Below are 18,904 nucleotides of genomic sequence, written 5' to 3'. Positions count from 1 at the left end.
GACCTTCCGCCCCTGAATGATCCGACAGCGATCACTCTGGCAGACAAACCTTAAATTTGTATTGTCGGAACGCGCGCCGGTATGTCGCGCGCATCGAGTTTCCCTAGAACCAGGTTGCCCGCCGTGTCCGAAACGACCCCTCCGCCGCTTCCGCAACCCGATGGGGCCAAGGGTGCCCCGACCCCGACCCCGGCCCTGGCCGCATCGCATCCGATCGTGGATTTCGACGCGGGCACCGTATTCGTCGGCGGAGGCGGGCCGGACCATGCGCAGCCCCAGCAGATGCTGCTGAAATACGCCAACCGCCACGGGCTGATCGCCGGCGCCACGGGGACCGGCAAGACCGTCACGCTGCAGATCCTGGCCGAGGCGCTGTCGCTGGCCGGCGTCCCGGTGGTGCTGTCGGACGTCAAGGGCGACCTCGCCGGCATCGCCGCGGCGGGCGGCAACGATCCGGGGCTGGCCAAGGCCTTTGCCGAACGCGCCGCCCGAATCGGGGCGCCGCTGGATTACCGGGCCTTCCCGGTGACCTTCTGGGATGTCTGGGGCGAAAAGGGCCATCCCGTCCGCACCAGCCCGGCCGAGATGGGGCCGCTGCTGCTGTCGCGCCTGATGGGGCTGACCGAGGCGCAGGAGGGGGTGCTGAACATCGCCTTCCGAGTGGCCGACGAAGACGGCCTCGCGCTCGCCGATCTCAAGGACCTGCAGGCGATGCTGGTGTGGGTCGGGCAGAACAGCAAGGACCTGAGCCTGCGCTATGGCAACGTCTCGACCGCCTCGGTCGGCGCCATCCAGCGCGCGCTGCTGGTGCTGGAAGAACAGGGCGGCGACCGGCTGTTCGGGGAACCGGCGCTGGAGCTGGCCGACCTGATGCGCATCGACGCCTCGGGCAAGGGGATCGTCAACATCCTTGCCGCCGACCGGCTGATGAATTCGCCGCGGCTTTACGCGACCTTCCTGCTGTGGCTGCTGTCGGAACTGTTCGAGCAGCTGCCCGAGGTGGGCGACCCCGACAAGCCGCGGCTCGCCTTCTTCTTCGACGAGGCGCATCTGCTGTTTGCCGACGCGCCGCCGGCGCTGGTCGCCAAGGTCGAGCAGGTCGCCCGGCTGATCCGCTCCAAGGGCGTCAGCGTCTGGTTCATCACCCAGAACCCCGCCGACCTGCCCGATTCGGTGCTGGGCCAGCTGGGCAACCGCGTCCAGCACGCGCTGCGGGCCTTTACGGCCAAGGACCAGAAGGCGCTGCGCCAGGCCGCGGAAAACTATCGCGCCAACCCGGCCTTCGACACCGCCGATGCGATCCAGCATGTCGGCACCGGCGAGGCGGTGACCTCGTTCCTGCAGGCCAAGGGTGCGCCCGGGATGGTGGAACGGACGCTGGTCCGGCCGCCGCTGTCGCAGCTGGGACCGATCCCCGATGCAGAGCGGGCGCGGATCATCCAGCTGTCGCCGTTGGCGATGAAATACGCCGAGACGGTGGACCGCGACAGCGCCTATGAGGCACTGGCCCGGCGCACGGCCGAGGCCGCCGAACAGGCCGCCGCCGCCGAGAAGGCCGCGGCCGACGCCGATCTGTTCGCGATGAGGAAATCCGACGGCTTCACTGGCGCGCGCCGCTATAACTCCGGCATCCAGATCGAGGCGCGCAGCGCCACGCCCGCCCGGCGCGGCGATTCGATGGCAGAGGCATTCGGGAAAAGCATGGCACGCCAGATCGGCAGCAAGGCGGGCCAGGTGATCGTGCGCGGGGTGCTGGGGTCGCTGTTCCGGGGCAAGTAGCCGCGGTCGCCCGCCCCGTTTTCAGGTCACGGCGCGCAGCTGCGGGCCGGGGACCGGGATGATGCGCGATTCCGCGAGGATCGCGATCATCAGCAGCACGTGCAGGTGCATGTCGTATTCGGCCGCACCCTCCTGGCGGGCGGCGTTCATCCGATCCTCCTCGGCCCGCAGACGCGGCAGGGCGTGACCCGGCGCCGGGATCGCGTCGCTGCGCAGCACGCGGCGCAGATCGCGGTCGCGCCGCCACATCGGCTGTCCCGCCACGGCGGCGCGGACCAGCGTGGCAGGGCGGCGCAGCGGCTGCACGACGGGGCGCAGCGGGAAGGCAAGGATATTGGACATCAGGCTCATCGGAATTCTCCGCCGCTGGGATAACGCCACCTTTCTGCCTCAGCCGTGCCTATGTTGCGCCGGGTCCGGCCGCAGCGCGCGACGCGGTTAACTCTCTTTAGGGTTTCTTAGCGCCTCATAACGGAAGTGAACGCCGACCTGTCCTTTTCGACAGGCTCGAACGCCCCGGGGCCGGCTGGCCCACCGACATGAGGACATGAAACGATGACGATACTGACGGGTGATTTCGCCGATGCCGCTGCGGTTTCGCTGGCAGACGGCGGCGCACAGCTATCCGCCGCCGGCGCGGCAGGACCGGCTGCGCCGGCGGCGAACCTGCCCGAAGACGCGCAGCTCTACCTCCGGCACTGCGAGGGGGGCGAGACGATTCGCGCCCTGGCCCGCGAGGCCGGCTGCCACGCTTCGACCATCCTGCGCCGCATCCGCCGGTTCGAGAACCGCCGCGACGACCCGCTTGTCGACCGCGCGGTCGACGCAGCTTCGGCCCGGGACTTCGGCCGCTCGGCGGCCGACCAGTCGGAAATCCGCCGCGTCCTGCGCCGGCTTGCCGAACCCGGCGCGATCCTGGCCGTGGCCGAGGGCATGGACAAGGCGATCGTCACCCGGTCCGACATCCGGACCGCGATCCTGGACCGGGCGCTGGCCGAGTTCCTGGCGCTTCGCGGCTGGGTGGCGATGGTGGGGCAGGGGCGCATCACCCGCCACGCCATCACCTCGGCCGGGCGCGCGGCGCTCAAGTCGATGATGGCGGGGCGCTTTGCCGGGCTGCCGCAGGCGGGCGGCGTGGCCGAGGCCGAGGCCACGCCGGTGCAGGCCCAGGGCGCGGGCTTTGCCGAGGCGCAGGCCGGCTTCGTCGCCGCCCCCGACATCGGGCCGGCGGCCGCCCAGGCGCATCGCATCTATGAGGACCGACATCTGGACAACCCCGACGGCGAGGGCATGCGCCGGATGCGCGTGAACATCGCCGAAAGCCCGCTGCTGGTGCTGGCGCGGCGGCGGGACGCGAACGGGCAGCCGTTTCTGGACCCCAGCCTGGTCGCGGCGGGGGAACGGCTGCGCGAGGATTTCGAGCTGGCCCAGATGGGTCCGCGGGTGACCCAGAACTGGGACGGCTTCATGACCGCGGGGATCGATTCGAGCTTTTCCGCCGGCGCCGGCGGCGGGTCGGATTCGGCGCGCCGGCGGGTGGCCGAGGCCCTGCGCGACCTGGGGCCCGGCATGGGCGATCTGGTGCTGCGGGTCTGCTGCTTTCTGGAGGGGATCGAGATGACAGAACGCCGGCTCGGCTGGTCGGCGCGGTCGGGCAAGGTGGTGCTCCGGCTGGCGCTGATGCGGCTGGAACGGTTCTACCGCGAACGCTATGGTAACGGCAGCCCGCTGATCGGCTGACCCGTGCGGCGGCCGCAAAGGGGCCCGGTCCTGGCGGCCGGGCCCCTCGTCATGTGATGGTCAGGGATCAGGCCATGACCGAGGCGGTCTCGCGCAGATAGCGCAGCACGTTTTCCGGCGACGATTCGCCGTAGGGGTCCTCGGCGTGGTTGTCGCAGCGGCCCGGCTCCTCGAAGACCCGCTCGACGACGCCGTCGTCGATGATCGCGGCATAGCGCCAGGACCGGAACCCGAAGCCCAGATTGTCCTTGCGGACCAGCATCCCGACCTTCTGGGTGAACTCGCCAGACCCGTCCGGGATCACCTTGACGTTGTCCAGGCCCTGCGCCTTGGCCCACTGGTTCATCACGAAGCTGTCGTTCACCGACAGGCAATAGATCGCGTCCACGCCCAGGCCCGCCATCTCGTTGGCGGCCTTTTCAAAGCCCGGCAGCTGGTAGGTCGAACAGGTCGGCGTGAAGGCGCCCGGCAGCGAGAACAGCACGACACGCTTGCCCTTGAAATAATCGTCGGTGGTCACCGGCTCCCAGCGGAAGGGGTTGGGCCCGCCCACCGACTCGTCGCGGACGCGGGTCTGGAAGGTCACCTGGGGAAGCTTGTCGCCGACTTTCATCTCGTGTTCCTTTCGCATCGTCGTGCTGCAACTGCACGGAAATCGCTGCAGCGCAGAAATACTGACCGCAATCTGGTTCCTCGCGGCCGGTTGATCAACCCCCTTCAAGGGTTTAGCTGTGAGGAAAGGGCAGGGTTCTGCCCGCTACCCCTCGAGGCAGTTCATGTCCGACGCCCCGCCCGTCCTGCGCCATCCCGAAAAGGCGCATCGTCCCGACCAGGACCAGCCCAGGAAGCCGGCCTGGATCCGGGTCAAGGCGCCGACCTCGCAGGGCTACAAGGACACCCGCGACATCCTGCGCGAGAACCGCCTGTCCACCGTCTGCGAGGAAGCCGGCTGCCCCAACGTGGGCGAGTGCTGGTCGCAGGGCCACGCCACCATGATGATCATGGGCGAGATCTGCACCCGCGGCTGTTCCTTCTGCAACGTCATCACCGGCAAGCCCAAGGCGCTGGACGTGTTCGAGCCCGGCCGGGTCGCCCATGCGGTGCAGAAGCTGGGGCTGAAGCACGTCGTCCTCACCTCGGTGGACCGCGACGATCTCGACGACGGCGGCGCCGAGCATTTCGCGCAGACGATCCGCGCGATCCGCCACCGCAGCCCCGACAGCACCATCGAGGTGCTGACGCCCGATTTCCTGAAATGCGGCCCCGAGGCGCTGGAAACCGTGGTCGAGGCGCGCCCGGACGTGTTCAACCACAACCTCGAAACCGTCCCCGGCCTGTATCCCACCGTGCGCCCCGGCGCCCGCTATTTCCATTCGCTGCGGCTCTTGCAACGGGTCAAGGAACTTGACCCGGCGATGTTCACCAAGTCGGGCATCATGGTCGGGCTGGGAGAGGATCGCCAGGGCGTGCTGCAGGTCATGGACGACATGCGCGCCGCCGACATCGACTTCATCACCATCGGGCAATACCTGCAGCCGACGCCCAAGCATCACCGCGTTGACCGCTTCGTGACCCCAGAGGAATTCGCCGGCTACGAGAAATCCGCCTGGGGCAAGGGCTTCCTGATGGTCTCGGCGACGCCCCTGACCCGATCGAGCTACCACGCCGGCGACGACTTCGCCCGCCTCAGGGCGGCCCGCCAAGCCAAGTTGGCCGAGGGCTGAAGGCTTCTTCTTTGCCCAAATATCCTCGGGGGGGCCGGGGGGCGAAGCGCCCCCGGTCCGAGGCCGCCCCCTTTGAGATGACGGAAACCGTTTTGCTCCGCCGCAGTTCCCCTTGCCGGTGCGACAGGGCGCCGCTATCACCCGGGCAGGGGCCCGAGTGGCGGAATGGTAGACGCAGCGGATTCAAAATCCGCCATCCGCAAGGATATGTCGGTTCGAGTCCGACCTCGGGTACCACGAAAAAGGGCGCCGCAGCGGCGCCCTTGTTCGTTGGTAGCGGGCCCCGCCTCACTCGGCGGCGACCATCGGGTTGTTCGGGTGCTGCGTCCAGTCCCGGTGCCCGCCCGCCGGCAGGCCGGTCCGCGCGTCGATCTCGCCCGGCGCCAGTTCGCGCATGGTGATGCAGTCCTCGACCGGGCAGACGTCCACGCACAGGTTGCAGGCCACGCATTCCTCTTCCTTGACCCGAAACACCCGGCCGGGGTCGATGGCTATGGCCTGGTGCGAGGTATCCTCGCAGGCCGCATAGCAGCGCCCGCATGAGATGCATTTCTCCTGGTCGATCACCGCCTTGGTGACATAGTTCAGGTTCAGATACTGCCAGTCGGTGACGTTCGGCACTGCCCGCCCGATCAGGTCGGTCAGCGCCATGTCGCGGCCGTCCAGATAGTCGCGCAGCCCCGAGATCAGTTCTTGGACGATCTTGAAGCCATAGGTCATCGCCGCCGTGCACACCTGCACGTTGCCGGCCCCCAGCGCCATGAACTCGGCGGCGTCACGCCAAGTCGTGACGCCGCCGATGCCCGAGATCGGCAGACCGCGCGTCTCGGGGTTCCGGGCAATCTCGGCCACCATGTTCAGCGCGATCGGCTTGACCGCCGGGCCGCAATAGCCGCCATGCGTGCCCTTGCCGTCGATGGTCGGCTGGGGCGCGAACAAGTCCAGGTCCACCGAGGTGATCGAGTTGACGGTGTTGATGAGGCTTACCGCATCCGCCCCGCCGCGCCGGGCGGCCTCGGCCGGCTTGCGGATATCGGCGATGTTGGGCGTCAGCTTGACGATGCAGGGCATGCGCGAGTGCTGCTTCACCCAGCGCGTCACCATCTCGATATATTCCGGCACCTGGCCCACCGCCGAGCCCATGCCGCGTTCCGCCATCCCGTGCGGGCAGCCGAAGTTCAGCTCGACCCCGTCGGCGCCCGTATCCTCGATCCGGGATAGGATCGACTTCCACGACTCCTCGTCGCAGGGCACCATCAGCGAGATCAACAGCGCCCGGTCGGGATAGTCGCGCTTGACCGCCTTGATCTCGTCCAGGTTCACCTGCAGCGGCCGGTCGGTGATCAGCTCGATGTTGTTCAGCCCCAGCACCCGCCGGTCGGCGCCGTGGACGACGCCGTAGCGGGGGCCGTTCACGTTGACGATGGGCGGGCCGTCGAGGCCCAGCGTCTTCCACACCACCCCGCCCCAGCCGGCCTGGAAGGCGCGGCGGACGTTGACCTCCTTGTCGGTCGGCGGCGCCGAGGCGAGCCAGAAGGGGTTGGGCGAGCGGATGCCCACGAAATTGCTGCGCAGATCGGCCATCGCCTCAGCCCCTCATGTCGGGCGCATCGACGGGGGCGACGGCGCCGCCCATCAGATGCGCGTGGATGTCCTCGGCGGCGTCGCGGCCCTCGGCCACCGCCGTCACCGTCAGGTCGTCGCCGCCCGCGGCGCAGTCGCCGCCGGCCCAGACGCCCGCGACCGAGGTCCGCCCCGGCCCGGTCACGGCGATCTTGCCGGCTGCGAGCGCGATGCCGTCCGGCACCCCCTCCAGCCGCTGGCCGATCGCGGTCAGGATCATGTCGGCGGGGATCGTCACCCGCTCGCCGGTGTTCAGCATCCCGCCATCGGGCAGATCGGCGGTATAGCCCAGTGTCACGCCGTCGGGTCCGGCCGCCAGCGGCGCAGCGTTGGTCACGATCCGCACGCCCGAGGTCACCGCGTGGTCCTGCTCATGGACCGAGGCCGACATCCGGTCCTGCCCGCGCCGATAGGCGATGGTGACATTCTGCGCGCCCAGCAGCCGGGCCTGGACCGCCGCATCCACCGCGGTCATGCCGCCGCCGATCACCACCACGTCGCGGCCGACGGGCAGAGCGGCCAGGTCGTCGGACTGGCGCAACGCGGCGATGAAATCCACCGCGTCGCGCTGGTTCGCGGCGTCCACCCCCAGCGCGTTGACCCCGGCGAGCCCCATGCCCAGGAACACCGCGTCATGATCCGCGTGCAACTGCGCCAGCGTGATCTGCTCGCCCAGCCGTTGGCCCAGGCGCAGCTCGATGCCGCCGATGCCCAGCAGCCAGTCCACCTCGGCGGCGGCGAAGCCGTCCACGGCCTTGTAGCTGGCGATGCCGTATTCGTTCAGCCCGCCGGGCTTGGGCCGCGCGTCATAGACGACGACGTCGTGACCCTTGGCGGCGAGCCGATGCGCGCAGGACAGCCCCGCCGGGCCCGCGCCGACCACGGCGATGCGCTTGCCGGTCGCGGGGCCGCGCTTGAAGGGGTGACCCTCGGCCAACACGATGCCGTCGGTCGCGTAGCGTTGCAGGGCGCCGATCTCGACGGGCTTGCCCTCGGCCTCCATGCGGACGCAGGCGCCTTCGCACAGGTTCTCGGTCGGGCAGACGCGGGCGCACATGCCGCCGAAGATGTTGGAATGCAGGATCGTCATACCGGCCGCATCCGGCGTGCCGTTGGCGATCTGGCGGATGAACAGCGGGATGTCGATGCCGGTCGGGCAGGCAGTGATGCAGGGCGCATCGTAGCAGAAATAGCAGCGATCGGCGGCGACATGCGCCTCGTGATCGTCAAGCGGCGGGGCGACGTCGCAGAAATTCGCCGCGAGTGCGTCGGGCGGCAGACGACCCGGCACCACGCCGGGCGTCATCGGAGTCGCGGTCATCTAGGACCTCCCTGTGTGCTGGCCGGTGGTGCTGGCTTCTGAGAATGAGGCTGACACAGGTGGAAATTTTATCAAGAGGTAAAATTTTGGGGGGCTATATACCTACCTAGCCACCTTACGGCTAGGACGGTTCGAGTGGACACCAGATTCTGCGAATCGTAAGGTGAATCGAGAGGCGACGGCTACTACCTTCTCACGCGTCCCTAGGCTCCAACCTTAGCGGGACGGAAACGAACGACAGTGAGCAATAACATGCTCCCAGCGTCCAAACCGAAACCGGATGTATGAGCAAACGCTCACCGGTTTCGGCCACGCGCAAGTGACCATAGCCACCTCCTTAGCGGATCATCAGGATCGAGCCTGACGCTCCGGGAGCGCACCGTGAGCCCCCGCCGCTCATCAGGGGTGTTGCGATGCTAAGAGGCGGTAGTAGCCGTCAGAAGCAGTTTATCCGTTGCCCGATGGCCAAGTCGAGTCTTTGTTCTTGGTTCACCCCAAGAGATCTATGAGCATGTCGTCATAGTCGCCATCTACGAGGGCTTCCTCGTCATAGTCGATCTTGAGTTCCTCAAGCTTCCGCCGCTTCTTGTAGAGCGTCAGTTCTTGGCGCGCATGGCGCTCGGCCGCGTCTTTGATGAACGCCTTCCAGCCTTCAAAGACCGGGTAGTCATTAAGCTCAAGAAGGCGGTCAAGTTGCTTGTGGAGCGATCCCATCGTCATTTTCCGACCAGCCAGTGCAGTAGCCTCTGCATAAAGCAGGAATTGTTCTGACAAGATGTGGAGGCGATAGAGTTCATCTTTGTCCAGAAGGTTTTTCGCAGTCGTAGCCTCTGCAAGCGTTGGCTCTTTCCCTTTGAAAGTCTGAACCCCCATGTTCGGCTGGCGATGGTCTACCCGATCAAGGATCAGCTTTGACCCTTCCATCCCAGTAATAGCGTGGTGAAACTTGTCTTGGAGCAGAGCGTAAAACGTCTTCACTTGCTGGGAACTGGGCTCGTAGTCAGACGCGCTTATCTTGAAGCATTCGCGCACCTTGGCATATACCTGCTTTTCCTCCGAGCGGAGCGCGCGCAACTGAGCGGCAAGCTTGTTGAGTTTCTCCGGGCTTTCACGCAGGGCACGTTCGTTGACTACGAAGCCCTGCTCAATGAACGCCTTGATGGTTCCCGTCGCCCACTGCCGGAAGCGGGTCGCTGCTTTAGAGTTGACGCGGTAACCAACGGAGATCACGGCGTCCAAGCTGTAGATGGCAACCGGCTTCGAGGACCCAGCAATGTGAACTTTTTGCACATTGCTCGCCTCAGCCAGCTCGCCATCGTCAAAAATATTCTTTATGTGCTTTGTAACGTTAGACCTTTCAGTCTGAAACAGCTCGGCAATCTGGGCTTGCGTGGCCCACATTGTCTCGGTCCCAGGATCAAGCCGGAAGACAATAGGCTCGTGACGCCCTGGGTCGAGGTATTCGACCAACTCTACCTCATGGATCACCGCATCGTCGCTACTTGGCTCATTTGCCTTCGCGGTCCTGGGGGCAACCGCTGCAACCACATCATCAAAACTGGCATCGATGGGCTCGATGTTCTTCTCGTCAGGCATTGATGAGTTCCTTGTAGGTGAGCCGTTTGAAGGCCATGCGGTCAATGGTCATGTTGATGAAATCCATCGTGCCGATCTTGGCGGTGTTGTGACGGAAGGAGAACTCTTTCACGTAGCGGTGCAAGTGCTTCGCGCTCATGTAGTGGTAGATGCCGATGTAGCCGCGCTTGAGGAGCGACCAGAAGCTTTCGATCCCGTTTGTGTGGGCCATGTCGCGGATATACTCTCCGGCCGAATGGTTGATTCGGATATGGTTGTAGCCAGCCGCTTCCAGACCGATGTAACCACCATGGGTATCGGTGACGATGGTGGCCCCTGTAGCACAGTGCTGGCGCACGAAGCGTTCAAGGGTCGAGGCTTTAGTGTTCTCCACAACGACCGCGCGAACCTCGCCGCTCTCATCGCGGACACCGACGACCGCCATCTTGCCTACCGCACCTCGCCCAGCATTTAGCTTCTTACTGGCATGTTTGTTCTTCTCGCGCCCGCCGATGTAGGTTTCGTCAATCTGCATCTGGCCGTTCATCCGGTCGCCCCGGTCTTTCAGCCATGTCTCGCGGATGCGTTGCGCGAGGAACCATGCGGTCTTTTGGGTAACGCCGAGTTCGCGCGCCATTTGAGTGCTGGGAATACCCTTGCGGGCGCTGGTGAGCATGTAGATCGCCAGTAGCCACTTTTGCAGCGGCAGGCGGCTTTCGGCCAACACCGTGCCGGTGCGGACGCTGAAATGCTTGCGGCAATCCTTGCACCGGTAGGGCATGGGCTTGTGGTCTTTGACCTCGACCACATCGACCGAGCCGCAATGGCCGCAGACAGGTTGGTTACCCCACCGCTGGCGCTCAAAGTGCTTCCGAGCAGCTTCCTCGTTCGGGAAGCGCTTGAAGAACTCGAAAGTGGAAAGCGTCTCAGGGTGCGACATGGCTCGGGCTCCTTCTGGAACCGTCATAACCTAACTAGCCAGCGACCGCAAGAGAATTTTGGCTAGTTAAATATATAGCCCCCAAATTTTGGCCGGCAGGCATTCAGGCGGGCAGCGTCACCCGCGCCTCCAGCCCGCCGAGATCAGCCCGCCCGAGGCGCAGCGTCCCACCATGCAGCGCCGCGAGGTCGGCCACGATGGCGAGCCCCAGCCCGGCGCCCGGCGGCCCCATCTCGTCCAGCCGTCCGCCGCGGCTGAGCGCCCGGGCGTGGTCGGCGTCGGCCATGCCCGGCCCGTCATCCGCGACGGTCACCGCCAGCTGCTCCCCCGTCTGGGCGACCTCGACCCTGATCCGGCTTACCGCGTATTTCACGGCGTTTTCCAGCAGGTTACCCAGGATTTCCTCCAGGTCCTGGCGCTCGCCGGCAAAGCGGGCGCCGGGGGGGCAGGCGACGGTCACCGTCAGGCCGCGGTCCTCGGCGGCACGGCGCAGCACCATCAGGATGTCGTCGATCACCGGCGCCACGGCGGTGGCGTGGCCCAGCAGCCTCGGGCTGCCGGCGCTGCGGGCGCGGCGCAGGTGCCAGCCGATCTGGCGGTCCATCCGCGCGATCAGCAGCTGCCCGGCATGGTCGCCGGGCAGGCTGTTGGCCAGCGCCGCCATCGGCGTCTTCAGCGAATGGGCGAGGTTGCCCAGATGGTCCCGCGCGCGCCCGATCACGGTGCGGTTGGCGTCGAGCAGCGCGTTTATTTCCAGCGCCACCGGGCGCAGTTCTGCGACCGGGGGCAGGGGCAGCGCCTCGGCCTGCCCGGTGCGGACCGCCCGGATGTCGCGCCCCATCCGGGCCAGCGACCGCAGACCCCACCCCACCTGCACGACGCTGGCCAGCGCGAGCCCCGCGCCCAGGACGATCAGGGCCACGGCCAGCGGGCGGCGCACCCGCGCGACGGCGGTGTCGATCTCGGCCTGCGGCGCGGTCACCGTGACCGCCAGCTGCGAGTCACTGCCGGCGAGTGTGAAGGGCCGCCGCATCACCCGCAGCGGCTCGCCCTCGGGCCCGATTCCGGCGCCGCCGGTGACGACGCCCGTCGGAGGGTCCAGATACAGGTCGAGCAGCGAGGGCGCCCGCGCCACCACCCGCCCGTCCGCCGTCTGCAACTGCCACGCCCACAGCGACAACGGCATCGCCAGCCGCGGATCGGTCGGCGGGCGGGCGACAGTCACCGTGCCGTCCCCGGCCACCTCGACGCCCGCGATCACGGTGTCGACGATCGCCGCCGCCTCGGCGTCGAAACGGTCGGTCACGAACCGGGTCAGCACCGCGCCGATGATCCACCACGACACCAGCAGCGCCAGCGTCAGCCACAGCGCCGCCGCCGCCAGCAGCCGGGCGCGGATCGAATCGAGCCTCATGTCGCGCGGCTGTTCAGGACATAGCCCTCGCCACGGCGGGTCTCGATCATCGCCTCGCCGATCTTGCGGCGCAGGCGGCCGATGACAACCTCGATCGACTTGAAGTCGCGGTCGCTGTCGGCCTCGTACAGATGCTCGGACAGCTCGGTCCGGCTGACGATGCGGTCGGGGTGGTGCATCAGATAGCCGAGGATGCGGGTCTCGAAGGCGGTAAGCTTCGCCGGCACGCCGTCGCGGGTGATGACGCCCAGCTGCGTGTCATAGCTTAGCGGACCGGCGGTCAGGACCGCGCGAGCGTGACCGGCGGCGCGGCGCACCAGGGTCTGGGCACGCAGCACCACTTCGTCCAGGCGGAACGGCTTGACCGCATAGTCGTCGGCGCCGGCGCGGAACCCCGCGACCTTGTCGGTCCAGTCGCCGCGCGCCGTGAGGATCAGCACCGGCATCCCGACGCCCTGCGCCCGCCAGCGGGTCAGCACCTCGATCCCCGGCAGACCCGGCAGGCCCAGATCGAGGATCGCCACGTCATAGCTTTCCGTCGCGCCGCGATATTCGCCCTCGGCCCCGTCCGCGACGAGGTCGGTGACGAAGCCGCCCTCGCGCATCGCATCGGCGATCTGGCGGCCCAGCGTCGGGTCGTCCTCCACGATCAGGCAGCGCATTCAGTCGTCTTCCTTCTTCATGGTCGCAGCCTTCTCGGCCGCCTTTTCCGTCCGCCGCGCCGTGCCCAGATCGGCGCCGCGCACCTCGATGAAGCGGCCGTCCAGCGCGTCCATGCGGATGTCGAGCACGTCGCGGGCCGAGGTGAGCATCCGGATGCGATAGACGCTCTGGACCCCCGCGCGCCGTTCCTGCGCGGTCGCGGGCGCCAGCACGATGTCCAGCACCCGACCGTCGAACCGTCGCGCCGCGCGGCGCACTGCCTTGTGCAGCGGCAGCACCTCGACCATCGGGCCGTCAAGCTGCAAGTCCGCAGCCGGGCGGGGACCGCGGTCGACAGTGGCGCGAGGCGCCAGGGTGGCGCCCGGACCCCTCCAGCCATGAAAGCCGACCGCCGCCACGGCAGCGAGGACGGCGAACATGGCGAGGATCAAGACCCGGCGGCGCATGAGGGGAACTTATAGCGGCTAACGCAAACGGAAGCCAAACGTCCCGTTGGCGTTTCGTTCGGCGGTGGACCGTTAGACAGCGATTCGTCCGGGGGGCGCTGCCCCCCTGCTTCGACGATGCGAATGAAAGGAAATCCGATGTCTCGCACATTCCGCAACTCTGCCGCGCTGATCGTAGCGTCGCTGGCCCTGTCGGCGCCCGTCCTGGCGCAGACCGCGGCGCCCGCGCCGGTGGCGACCCCTGCTGCGCCGGCTGCGCCCGCGCCGGCGGCTTCTGCTCCGGCACAGGCCGCTCCGGCGGCCCCCGCCGTGGCGACCCCCGCGCCAGCGGCGCCGGGCGCCGCGACCCCCGCTGCGCCGCAGGCTGCCGCAGCCGCGCTGCCGGCCGCGCTGACCGATCTGGGGATCACCGACGCCACCCTGTCCGAGGGCCGCAAGGGCCAGAAGGTCCAGGGCACGCTGCCCGGCGGCGCGGCGTTCCAAGCGATGCTGGACGGCGACAAGATCCGCATGTTGCGCGTGACCGACGACTCGGCGGTGCTGCCCGAGGACATCGCCCGCCGGCTGATCCCCGAACCGGTGCGCAACGCGCCGATCTTTGCCGAATTCACCCGGTTGCAGGGGCTGGCGCAGGGCGACGAGGGCGTGATGCTGTTCGGCGCCGACGCCGAGGGGCAGGGGGTCCGCGCCGGGTTCTCGCCCGACGGCACGCTGCAGAAATTCGGCCGTGGCGACATGGATCACGGTGATCGCGGCCGCGGAAAGGGTCACGACAAGGGCAAGCGCGGCGATCACGGCGACAACGGGAAAGATCACGGCGAGATGCGGCAGGATGGCCGCGGCGGGAAGGGCCCGCAGCGTGACGGCGACCGCATGGGGCCGGGCGGCAACGGTCCTCATGACGGCGCGGCGGGCATGGGCCGCGGCGACGGCGCTGGCGGCCAGGGTCAAGGCCAAGGACAAGGCGCCGGCCAGGGCCAGGGTCAGGGCCGGGCCGCGCTTGACGATGCGGCGGTGCAGTCGATCCTGACCGACGGCGGCTATACCCAGCTTGGCGCGATCACCCGCAACGGTCCGCGCGTCGAGGCCGAGGCGGTCAACCCCGAGGGCGAGGCCGTGACCGTCACCATCAATCCGCGCGGTGTCGTGGTGCGCGAACTCGCGCGCTGATCCACCCGGGACAAGAATAGAGGCCGCGCATCATGCGCGGCCTTTTCATTTAAGATCAAGCCAGATAGGGTCGGATATTCGACAAGTCGTAGCCTGCGGCGGCGGCGGTGGCGATGATGTCCTGCGCGGGCAGCTGTCCTGCCTTAGACAAAGCCCAGACCGTCGCCGAGCGCGTGCCGGACCGGCAATAGGCCAGCACCGGCCCCTCGGCCTCTGCCAGCGCCGCCGCGAAGGCGTCGATGAGCGCCGTGCTGAACTGGCCGGGATGCACCGGGACATAGGCAAAGCGCAGCCCGGCGTCGGCCGCCAGCTGGCTCATCCGCTCGCTGCTGTGGCCTGGGCCGACCTCGTCGTCAGGACGATTGTCGATCACCGCCACGAAGCCCAGATCCGCGATCGCGCGCAGATCCTCGGGCTCGATCTGCGGAGCGACGGAGATCGTGTCGGTGAGGCGCCGGATATCCATGTCTGTGTCTTTCCCCGTGACTGGCCAAGACGCGCCAAGCATGGCGCCTTCGCGCAAGCTGCATCTCGCAACAGCGCAGCGGTAACAAGAGATTCCGATCGTGACCAGCTATCCCAATTGTGCAAACCAACTTACATAATACGGATTATTCGACTATTTCATGCAACCTCGTGTGGCCCATCCCCGCGCCGACCGCCACGTTCCGAGGACCGCTCTGCCGACCCCGCCCTTGCGGCCCCGGTGTCGCCGGCCTAAATCTGACCCGCACGATGATGCCAGGAAGGGACGCGGCATGGCGATGGAAGCCTATGAGATCGAGGCGCTGATCCGTGAATCCTTCCCCGGCGCGCAGGTCACGATCACCGATCTGGCCGGCGACGGAAACCACTTCGCGGCCGAGGTCATCGACGAAGCATTCCGCGGCCTCAACCGGGTGCAGCAGCAGCGCATGGTCTATGCGGCGCTCAAGGGCCGGATGGACGGGCCGAACGGCGCCCTGCATGCGCTGGCGCTGACGACGAAGGCGCCTGAGTGACATTCCGGGCCGATGGGGCCCTCTCAACGGGACATCTGTGACATGACCGACATCCGCTCTGACATCCAGGAAACCATCGACGGCAACGACGTGGTGCTGTTCATGAAGGGCACGCGCGACGTGCCGCAATGCGGATTTTCCAGCCGCGTCGCCGGAGTGCTGAACTACATGGGCGTTGCCTATCGCGACGTGAACGTGCTTGCCAGCGACGAAATGCGCCAGGGGATCAAGGACTTCTCGGACTGGCCTACGGTCCCGCAGCTATACGTCAAGGGCGAGTTCGTGGGCGGCTGCGACATCGTCACCGAGATGACCCTGTCGGGCGAACTGGACCAGCTGCTGGATCGCGCCGGCGTTCCCTACGACAAGGCCGCGGCGGAAAAGATCCGGGAAGCCAACAGCTAAGGCGCTACTTCCAATAAAAAGGGCCGCGGTGAGCGGCCCTTTTTTCATCAGTAGACGTCTTCTTCGTACGGGTCGTCGTAGTCATCGTAATAGTCGTCCCGGTGGCGCCATCCCTGCAGCTTGCTGGCCAGCGCCATGCCGATCGCGAATGCCCCCATCAGCGGCGGAATCGTCGCCGCGTTCGAGGTTTTCACCCGGTCGAGGGTGTCCTGCGCCTCGCTGAAAAGCTGCGGGGTCAGGCCCACCTTGCGGGCCGCCTGCCCCGCGATGCCGTGGGTGAAGTTCTGCACCTTGGCCTCGGCATCATCGGCAAAACGGGCAGCCCGGGTGGAGACGTCGTCGACAAGTGCGTGAACGCGGTCCTCGACGCTGTCGACCACCTCGGTCGCCTTCAGCCGCGCCTTTTCCAGCGCCGCATCGGCGGCCAGGCTGACGCGGGTTTCCACCTCGGCTTTCAGCTCGTCCGTCGACGGCACGGGATGCTTGACCGTCTTCGACATACTCATCAGCACGACGCCGATGATCACGAACAGCAGACCGATAGCTAGCGACGCCCCCAGCGGACCCCAGTCAAGGTTGTCCGCCAGAAACGTCCACAGCGCGGCGAGCAGGAAGCCCGCGCCGAGCAGCACGACGACTCCGGCAGCGGCCTTCATGGCGACGCGGCGGCCCGCGTCGCTGATGGCCAGCTGCATGTTGCGCGCGTAATCGAACATCGATCAGCGGCGCGCGAGGATCAGGCCAACCAGGAAGCCGACGCCAGCGGCGATGCCCAGGGCCTGCGCGGGCTTGCGGCGCACCATGTCCGACATCTCGTCGTAATAGTCGCCGGCGTACTGCGCGACTTCGTGCGCCTTGCGCTCACCGGCGCGGTACAGGCGGTCGGCTTCTTCCTTGGCGTACTCGGCGTACTCGGCGCCCTTCTCGCGGGCGGTCTGGACATACTCCTCGCCCTTTTCGCGGGCGGCCTGCGCCATGTCGGCAGCGCCCTGCTTGACCTTGTCGGCGGTGGTGTTGTCGGTGGCCTCCTTCCAGGCGTCCTTGGCGTCGCGTGCCAGCTTCGAGGCGCCGGCCTTGACGTCCTCGGCGGTCTCGCGGGCCGCGTCCTTGAGGTCTTTCTTCATGTCCGAGCTGGTGTAGTTGTTGTTGGCCATCTTGGGGTCCTTTCCCGTCTGGAAGGTTGTGGTGTCGTTATGGCATCCGAACGGCCGGGCGCGGCTTTCGTTCCGTCGACGGCGCACAATCTTGATCGCCCGACGCGCGCATCGTCCCCCTGCCCCTGGCCATCTGGCGGCCGCGGACGCCGCGGCGCGGCAGGCTGTCCGTTGAACCCGGCGTTCTGCCCGGATAGCCTGCCGTCAACGCATTGGAGGCATTCATGGACGACAAGACCTGGTCGGCGCGCGCCGAGGAATATTCGATGTACGGCTTCACCGACCTGCCCAGCGTCGAACGGCGCGGGACGATCGTGCTGACCCATGGCGAGGGGCCCTATGTCTTCGACACGCAAGGGCGCAAATGGCTCGATTCCAACTCGGGCCTGTGGAACATGGTCGCGGGCTTCGATCACAAGGGGCTGATCGAGGCCGCCAAGGCGCAATATGACCGCTTCCCGGGCTATCACGCCTTCTTCGGGCGGATGTCCGACCAGACGGTGATGCTGTCGGAAAAGCTGGTCGAGGTCTCGCCCTTTGCCCGCGGCAAGGTGTTCTATACGAACTCGGGGTCCGAGGCGAACGACACCATGGTCAAGATGCTGTGGTTCCTCGGCCGCAGCGAGGGCCAGCCCCAGCGCCGCAAGATCCTCACCCGCTGGAACGCCTATCACGGCGTCACGGCGGTCTCGGCCTCGATGACCGGCAAGCCCTATAACGAGGTGTTCGGCCTGCCGCTGGACGGCTTCATCCACCTCACCTGCCCGCATTTCTGGCGCTATGGCAAGGCCGGCGAATCCGAAGCCGAGTTCGTCCAGCGCCTCGCGCAAGAGCTTGAGGACACCATCGCCCGCGAGGGCGCCGACACCATCGCCGGCTTCTTCGCCGAGCCGGTGCAGGGCGCGGGCGGTGTGATCCCGCCGGCACAGGGCTATTTCCAGGCGATCCAGCCGATCCTCAAGAAGCATGGCATCCCGCTGATCTCGGACGAGGTGATCTGCGGCTTTGGCCGCACCGGCAACACCTGGGGCTGTCAGACCTACGGTTTCACCCCCGACGCGATCATCTCGTCCAAGAACCTGACTGCCGGGCTGTTCCCGATGGGCGCGGTGATCCTCGGCCCGGACCTGTCCGACCGCATGGACCGCGCCGTCGCCGCGATCGAGGAGTTCCCGCACGGCTTCACCGCCTCGGGCCACCCGGTCGGCTGCGCCATCGCGCTGAAGGCCATCGACGTGGTGATGAACGAGGGGCTGGCCGAGAATGTCGTCAAGGGCGCCCCGCGGATGGAGGCCGGCCTGCGCCGCATCATGCAGAACCACGCCAATATCGGCGAGCTGCGCGGCGTCGGCTACATGTGGGCGCTCGAGGCGGTGAAGAACCCCGAAACTAAGGAGCCCTTCCCCGGCACGCTGTCGGTCAGCGAGCGCATCGCCAACACCTGCACCGATCTGGGATTGATCTGCCGCCCGCTGGGCCAGTCGATCGTGCTGTGCCCGCCCTTCATCCTGACCGACGCGCAGATGGACGAGATGTTCGACAAGCTCGACGCCGCGCTGACCCAGGTCTTCGACGGGCTGCGCGCCGAAGGCGAGACCTGATCCCCTGCCCCGCCCGACCGCGGCCGCCCGAACGGGGCCGCCGCGGTCGGACCCCTGGCGCGTGTTGACGCCCGAACCCGCAACGGCTAACCCCGCGGCGTTTCAACCACGGACCACGCGCCTTGACCCTGCCCTCCTCCGTGCTGTTCATCGTCGGCATGCACCGCAGCGGCACGTCGTTCCTGGGCGAGTGCTGCGGCGCGCTGCGCTGGACGATCCCGCGTGATGCCGGCGGGCCGGCGGCGGACAACCCCCGCGGCCATTTCGAACCGCAGGCGGTCGTGGCGCTGAATGACGCGCTGCTGGCCGAAACCGGCGCCATCTGGCAGCGCATCGCCCCGCCCACCC

General features: G+C 67.3%; 19 protein-coding genes, 1 tRNA gene and 1 pseudogene. 9 read left to right on the top strand and 12 right to left on the bottom strand.

The annotated features are described in order from the left end of the window. Nucleotides 1-282 precede the first annotated feature (282 nt). On the top strand, nucleotides 283-1,779 hold the full coding sequence (locus IC63_RS09790) for a helicase HerA-like domain-containing protein (protein ID WP_232222576.1): 1,497 nt from the start codon (nucleotides 283-285) through the stop codon (nucleotides 1,777-1,779). Nucleotides 1,780-1,800: 21 nt separating this feature from the next. Here IC63_RS09790 and IC63_RS09785 read toward each other — a convergent pair whose 3' ends face one another. Beyond that, entirely contained in the window at nucleotides 1,801-2,130 is a 330-nt protein-coding gene (locus IC63_RS09785) for a DUF6477 family protein (protein WP_036719622.1), read from the bottom strand. Nucleotides 2,131-2,334: 204 nt separating this feature from the next. Between IC63_RS09785 and IC63_RS09780 the strand changes: the two genes are divergently transcribed. After that, the gene (locus tag IC63_RS09780; protein WP_036719620.1) at nucleotides 2,335-3,519 is read left to right on the top strand and encodes a DUF6456 domain-containing protein; all 1,185 of its coding nucleotides are present in this window, start codon (nucleotides 2,335-2,337) and stop codon (nucleotides 3,517-3,519) included. A gap of 67 nt (nucleotides 3,520-3,586) precedes the next feature. Here IC63_RS09780 and IC63_RS09775 read toward each other — a convergent pair whose 3' ends face one another. Next, nucleotides 3,587-4,132 carry a peroxiredoxin gene (locus IC63_RS09775; RefSeq protein ID WP_036719655.1) on the bottom strand — a complete coding sequence of 182 codons (546 nt, stop codon included), beginning with the start codon at nucleotides 4,130-4,132 and terminating at the stop codon, nucleotides 3,587-3,589. 163 nt (nucleotides 4,133-4,295) lie between these two features. On the opposite strand from IC63_RS09775, the gene lipA reads away from it, so the two are divergent. After that, nucleotides 4,296-5,243 carry a lipoyl synthase gene (lipA, locus tag IC63_RS09770; RefSeq protein WP_036719619.1) on the top strand — a complete coding sequence of 316 codons (948 nt, stop codon included), beginning with the start codon at nucleotides 4,296-4,298 and terminating at the stop codon, nucleotides 5,241-5,243. A gap of 151 nt (nucleotides 5,244-5,394) precedes the next feature. After that, a tRNA-Leu gene (locus IC63_RS09765) sits at nucleotides 5,395-5,480 on the top strand. A gap of 51 nt (nucleotides 5,481-5,531) precedes the next feature. On the opposite strand, the gene preA is transcribed toward IC63_RS09765, so the two are convergent. The 7 genes from preA to IC63_RS09730 form a co-directional block, all read right to left on the bottom strand. After that, entirely contained in the window at nucleotides 5,532-6,827 is a 1,296-nt protein-coding gene (preA, locus tag IC63_RS09760; RefSeq protein WP_036719617.1) for an NAD-dependent dihydropyrimidine dehydrogenase subunit PreA, read from the bottom strand. Between the two features lie 4 nt (nucleotides 6,828-6,831). After that, complete coding sequence (locus tag IC63_RS09755) at nucleotides 6,832-8,187, bottom strand: NAD(P)-dependent oxidoreductase (protein WP_052042081.1); 1,356 nt, start codon at nucleotides 8,185-8,187, stop codon at nucleotides 6,832-6,834. Between the two features lie 489 nt (nucleotides 8,188-8,676). After that, the gene (gene rhuM / locus IC63_RS09750) at nucleotides 8,677-9,783 is read right to left on the bottom strand and encodes a RhuM family protein (protein ID WP_084115707.1); all 1,107 of its coding nucleotides are present in this window, start codon (nucleotides 9,781-9,783) and stop codon (nucleotides 8,677-8,679) included. Next, nucleotides 9,776-10,702, bottom strand: coding sequence for an IS1595 family transposase (locus IC63_RS09745; RefSeq protein WP_036719616.1), 927 nt, complete (start codon nucleotides 10,700-10,702; stop codon nucleotides 9,776-9,778). Before IC63_RS09745 ends, rhuM begins: the two co-directional genes overlap by 8 nt. A gap of 103 nt (nucleotides 10,703-10,805) precedes the next feature. After that, nucleotides 10,806-12,116 (bottom strand): ATP-binding protein, encoded by a 1,311-nt coding sequence (locus IC63_RS09740; RefSeq protein WP_036719615.1) that lies wholly within the window; start codon nucleotides 12,114-12,116, stop codon nucleotides 10,806-10,808. Beyond that, on the bottom strand, nucleotides 12,113-12,778 hold the full coding sequence (locus IC63_RS09735) for a response regulator transcription factor (RefSeq protein WP_036719614.1): 666 nt from the start codon (nucleotides 12,776-12,778) through the stop codon (nucleotides 12,113-12,115). The genes IC63_RS09740 and IC63_RS09735 overlap by 4 nt, the downstream gene beginning before the upstream one ends. Further along, nucleotides 12,779-13,225, bottom strand: a complete 447-nt coding sequence (locus tag IC63_RS09730) for a PepSY domain-containing protein (protein WP_052042080.1) — start codon at nucleotides 13,223-13,225, stop codon at nucleotides 12,779-12,781. A 138-nt stretch (nucleotides 13,226-13,363) separates the two neighbouring features. On the opposite strand from IC63_RS09730, the gene IC63_RS09725 reads away from it, so the two are divergent. Continuing rightward, on the top strand, nucleotides 13,364-14,395 hold the full coding sequence (locus IC63_RS09725) for a hypothetical protein (RefSeq protein WP_052042079.1): 1,032 nt from the start codon (nucleotides 13,364-13,366) through the stop codon (nucleotides 14,393-14,395). Between the two features lie 55 nt (nucleotides 14,396-14,450). Here IC63_RS09725 and IC63_RS09720 read toward each other — a convergent pair whose 3' ends face one another. After that, nucleotides 14,451-14,861, bottom strand: a complete 411-nt coding sequence (locus IC63_RS09720; RefSeq protein ID WP_036719612.1) for a TIGR01244 family sulfur transferase — start codon at nucleotides 14,859-14,861, stop codon at nucleotides 14,451-14,453. A 292-nt stretch (nucleotides 14,862-15,153) separates the two neighbouring features. On the opposite strand from IC63_RS09720, the gene IC63_RS09715 reads away from it, so the two are divergent. Together IC63_RS09715 and grxD are read left to right on the top strand one after the other, a co-directional pair. Further along, on the top strand, nucleotides 15,154-15,396 hold the full coding sequence (locus IC63_RS09715) for a BolA family protein (protein WP_036719610.1): 243 nt from the start codon (nucleotides 15,154-15,156) through the stop codon (nucleotides 15,394-15,396). A 42-nt stretch (nucleotides 15,397-15,438) separates the two neighbouring features. Then, nucleotides 15,439-15,801 (top strand): Grx4 family monothiol glutaredoxin, encoded by a 363-nt coding sequence (gene grxD, locus IC63_RS09710; protein WP_036719608.1) that lies wholly within the window; start codon nucleotides 15,439-15,441, stop codon nucleotides 15,799-15,801. A 47-nt stretch (nucleotides 15,802-15,848) separates the two neighbouring features. Here grxD and IC63_RS09705 read toward each other — a convergent pair whose 3' ends face one another. Together IC63_RS09705 and IC63_RS09700 are read right to left on the bottom strand one after the other, a co-directional pair. Continuing rightward, entirely contained in the window at nucleotides 15,849-16,517 is a 669-nt protein-coding gene (locus tag IC63_RS09705) for a phage holin family protein (protein WP_036719606.1), read from the bottom strand. Between the two features lie 3 nt (nucleotides 16,518-16,520). Further along, nucleotides 16,521-16,955 carry a DUF883 family protein gene (locus tag IC63_RS09700; protein ID WP_036719604.1) on the bottom strand — a complete coding sequence of 145 codons (435 nt, stop codon included), beginning with the start codon at nucleotides 16,953-16,955 and terminating at the stop codon, nucleotides 16,521-16,523. Nucleotides 16,956-17,179: 224 nt separating this feature from the next. Here IC63_RS09700 and IC63_RS09695 point away from each other — a divergent pair, with 224 nt between their 5' ends. Together IC63_RS09695 and IC63_RS09690 are read left to right on the top strand one after the other, a co-directional pair. Beyond that, a complete protein-coding gene (locus IC63_RS09695) occupies nucleotides 17,180-18,556 on the top strand; it encodes an aminotransferase (protein ID WP_036719601.1) in 1,377 nt (458 codons plus the stop codon). A 122-nt stretch (nucleotides 18,557-18,678) separates the two neighbouring features. Then, nucleotides 18,679-18,904: pseudogene (locus IC63_RS09690) on the top strand (sulfotransferase family protein); the annotation flags it as partial.

The sequence above is a fragment of the Paracoccus sphaerophysae genome (assembly GCF_000763805.1).
Classification (GTDB): Bacteria; Pseudomonadota; Alphaproteobacteria; order Rhodobacterales; family Rhodobacteraceae; genus Paracoccus; species Paracoccus sphaerophysae.
This window is presented reverse-complemented; position numbering and strand designations above follow the sequence as displayed.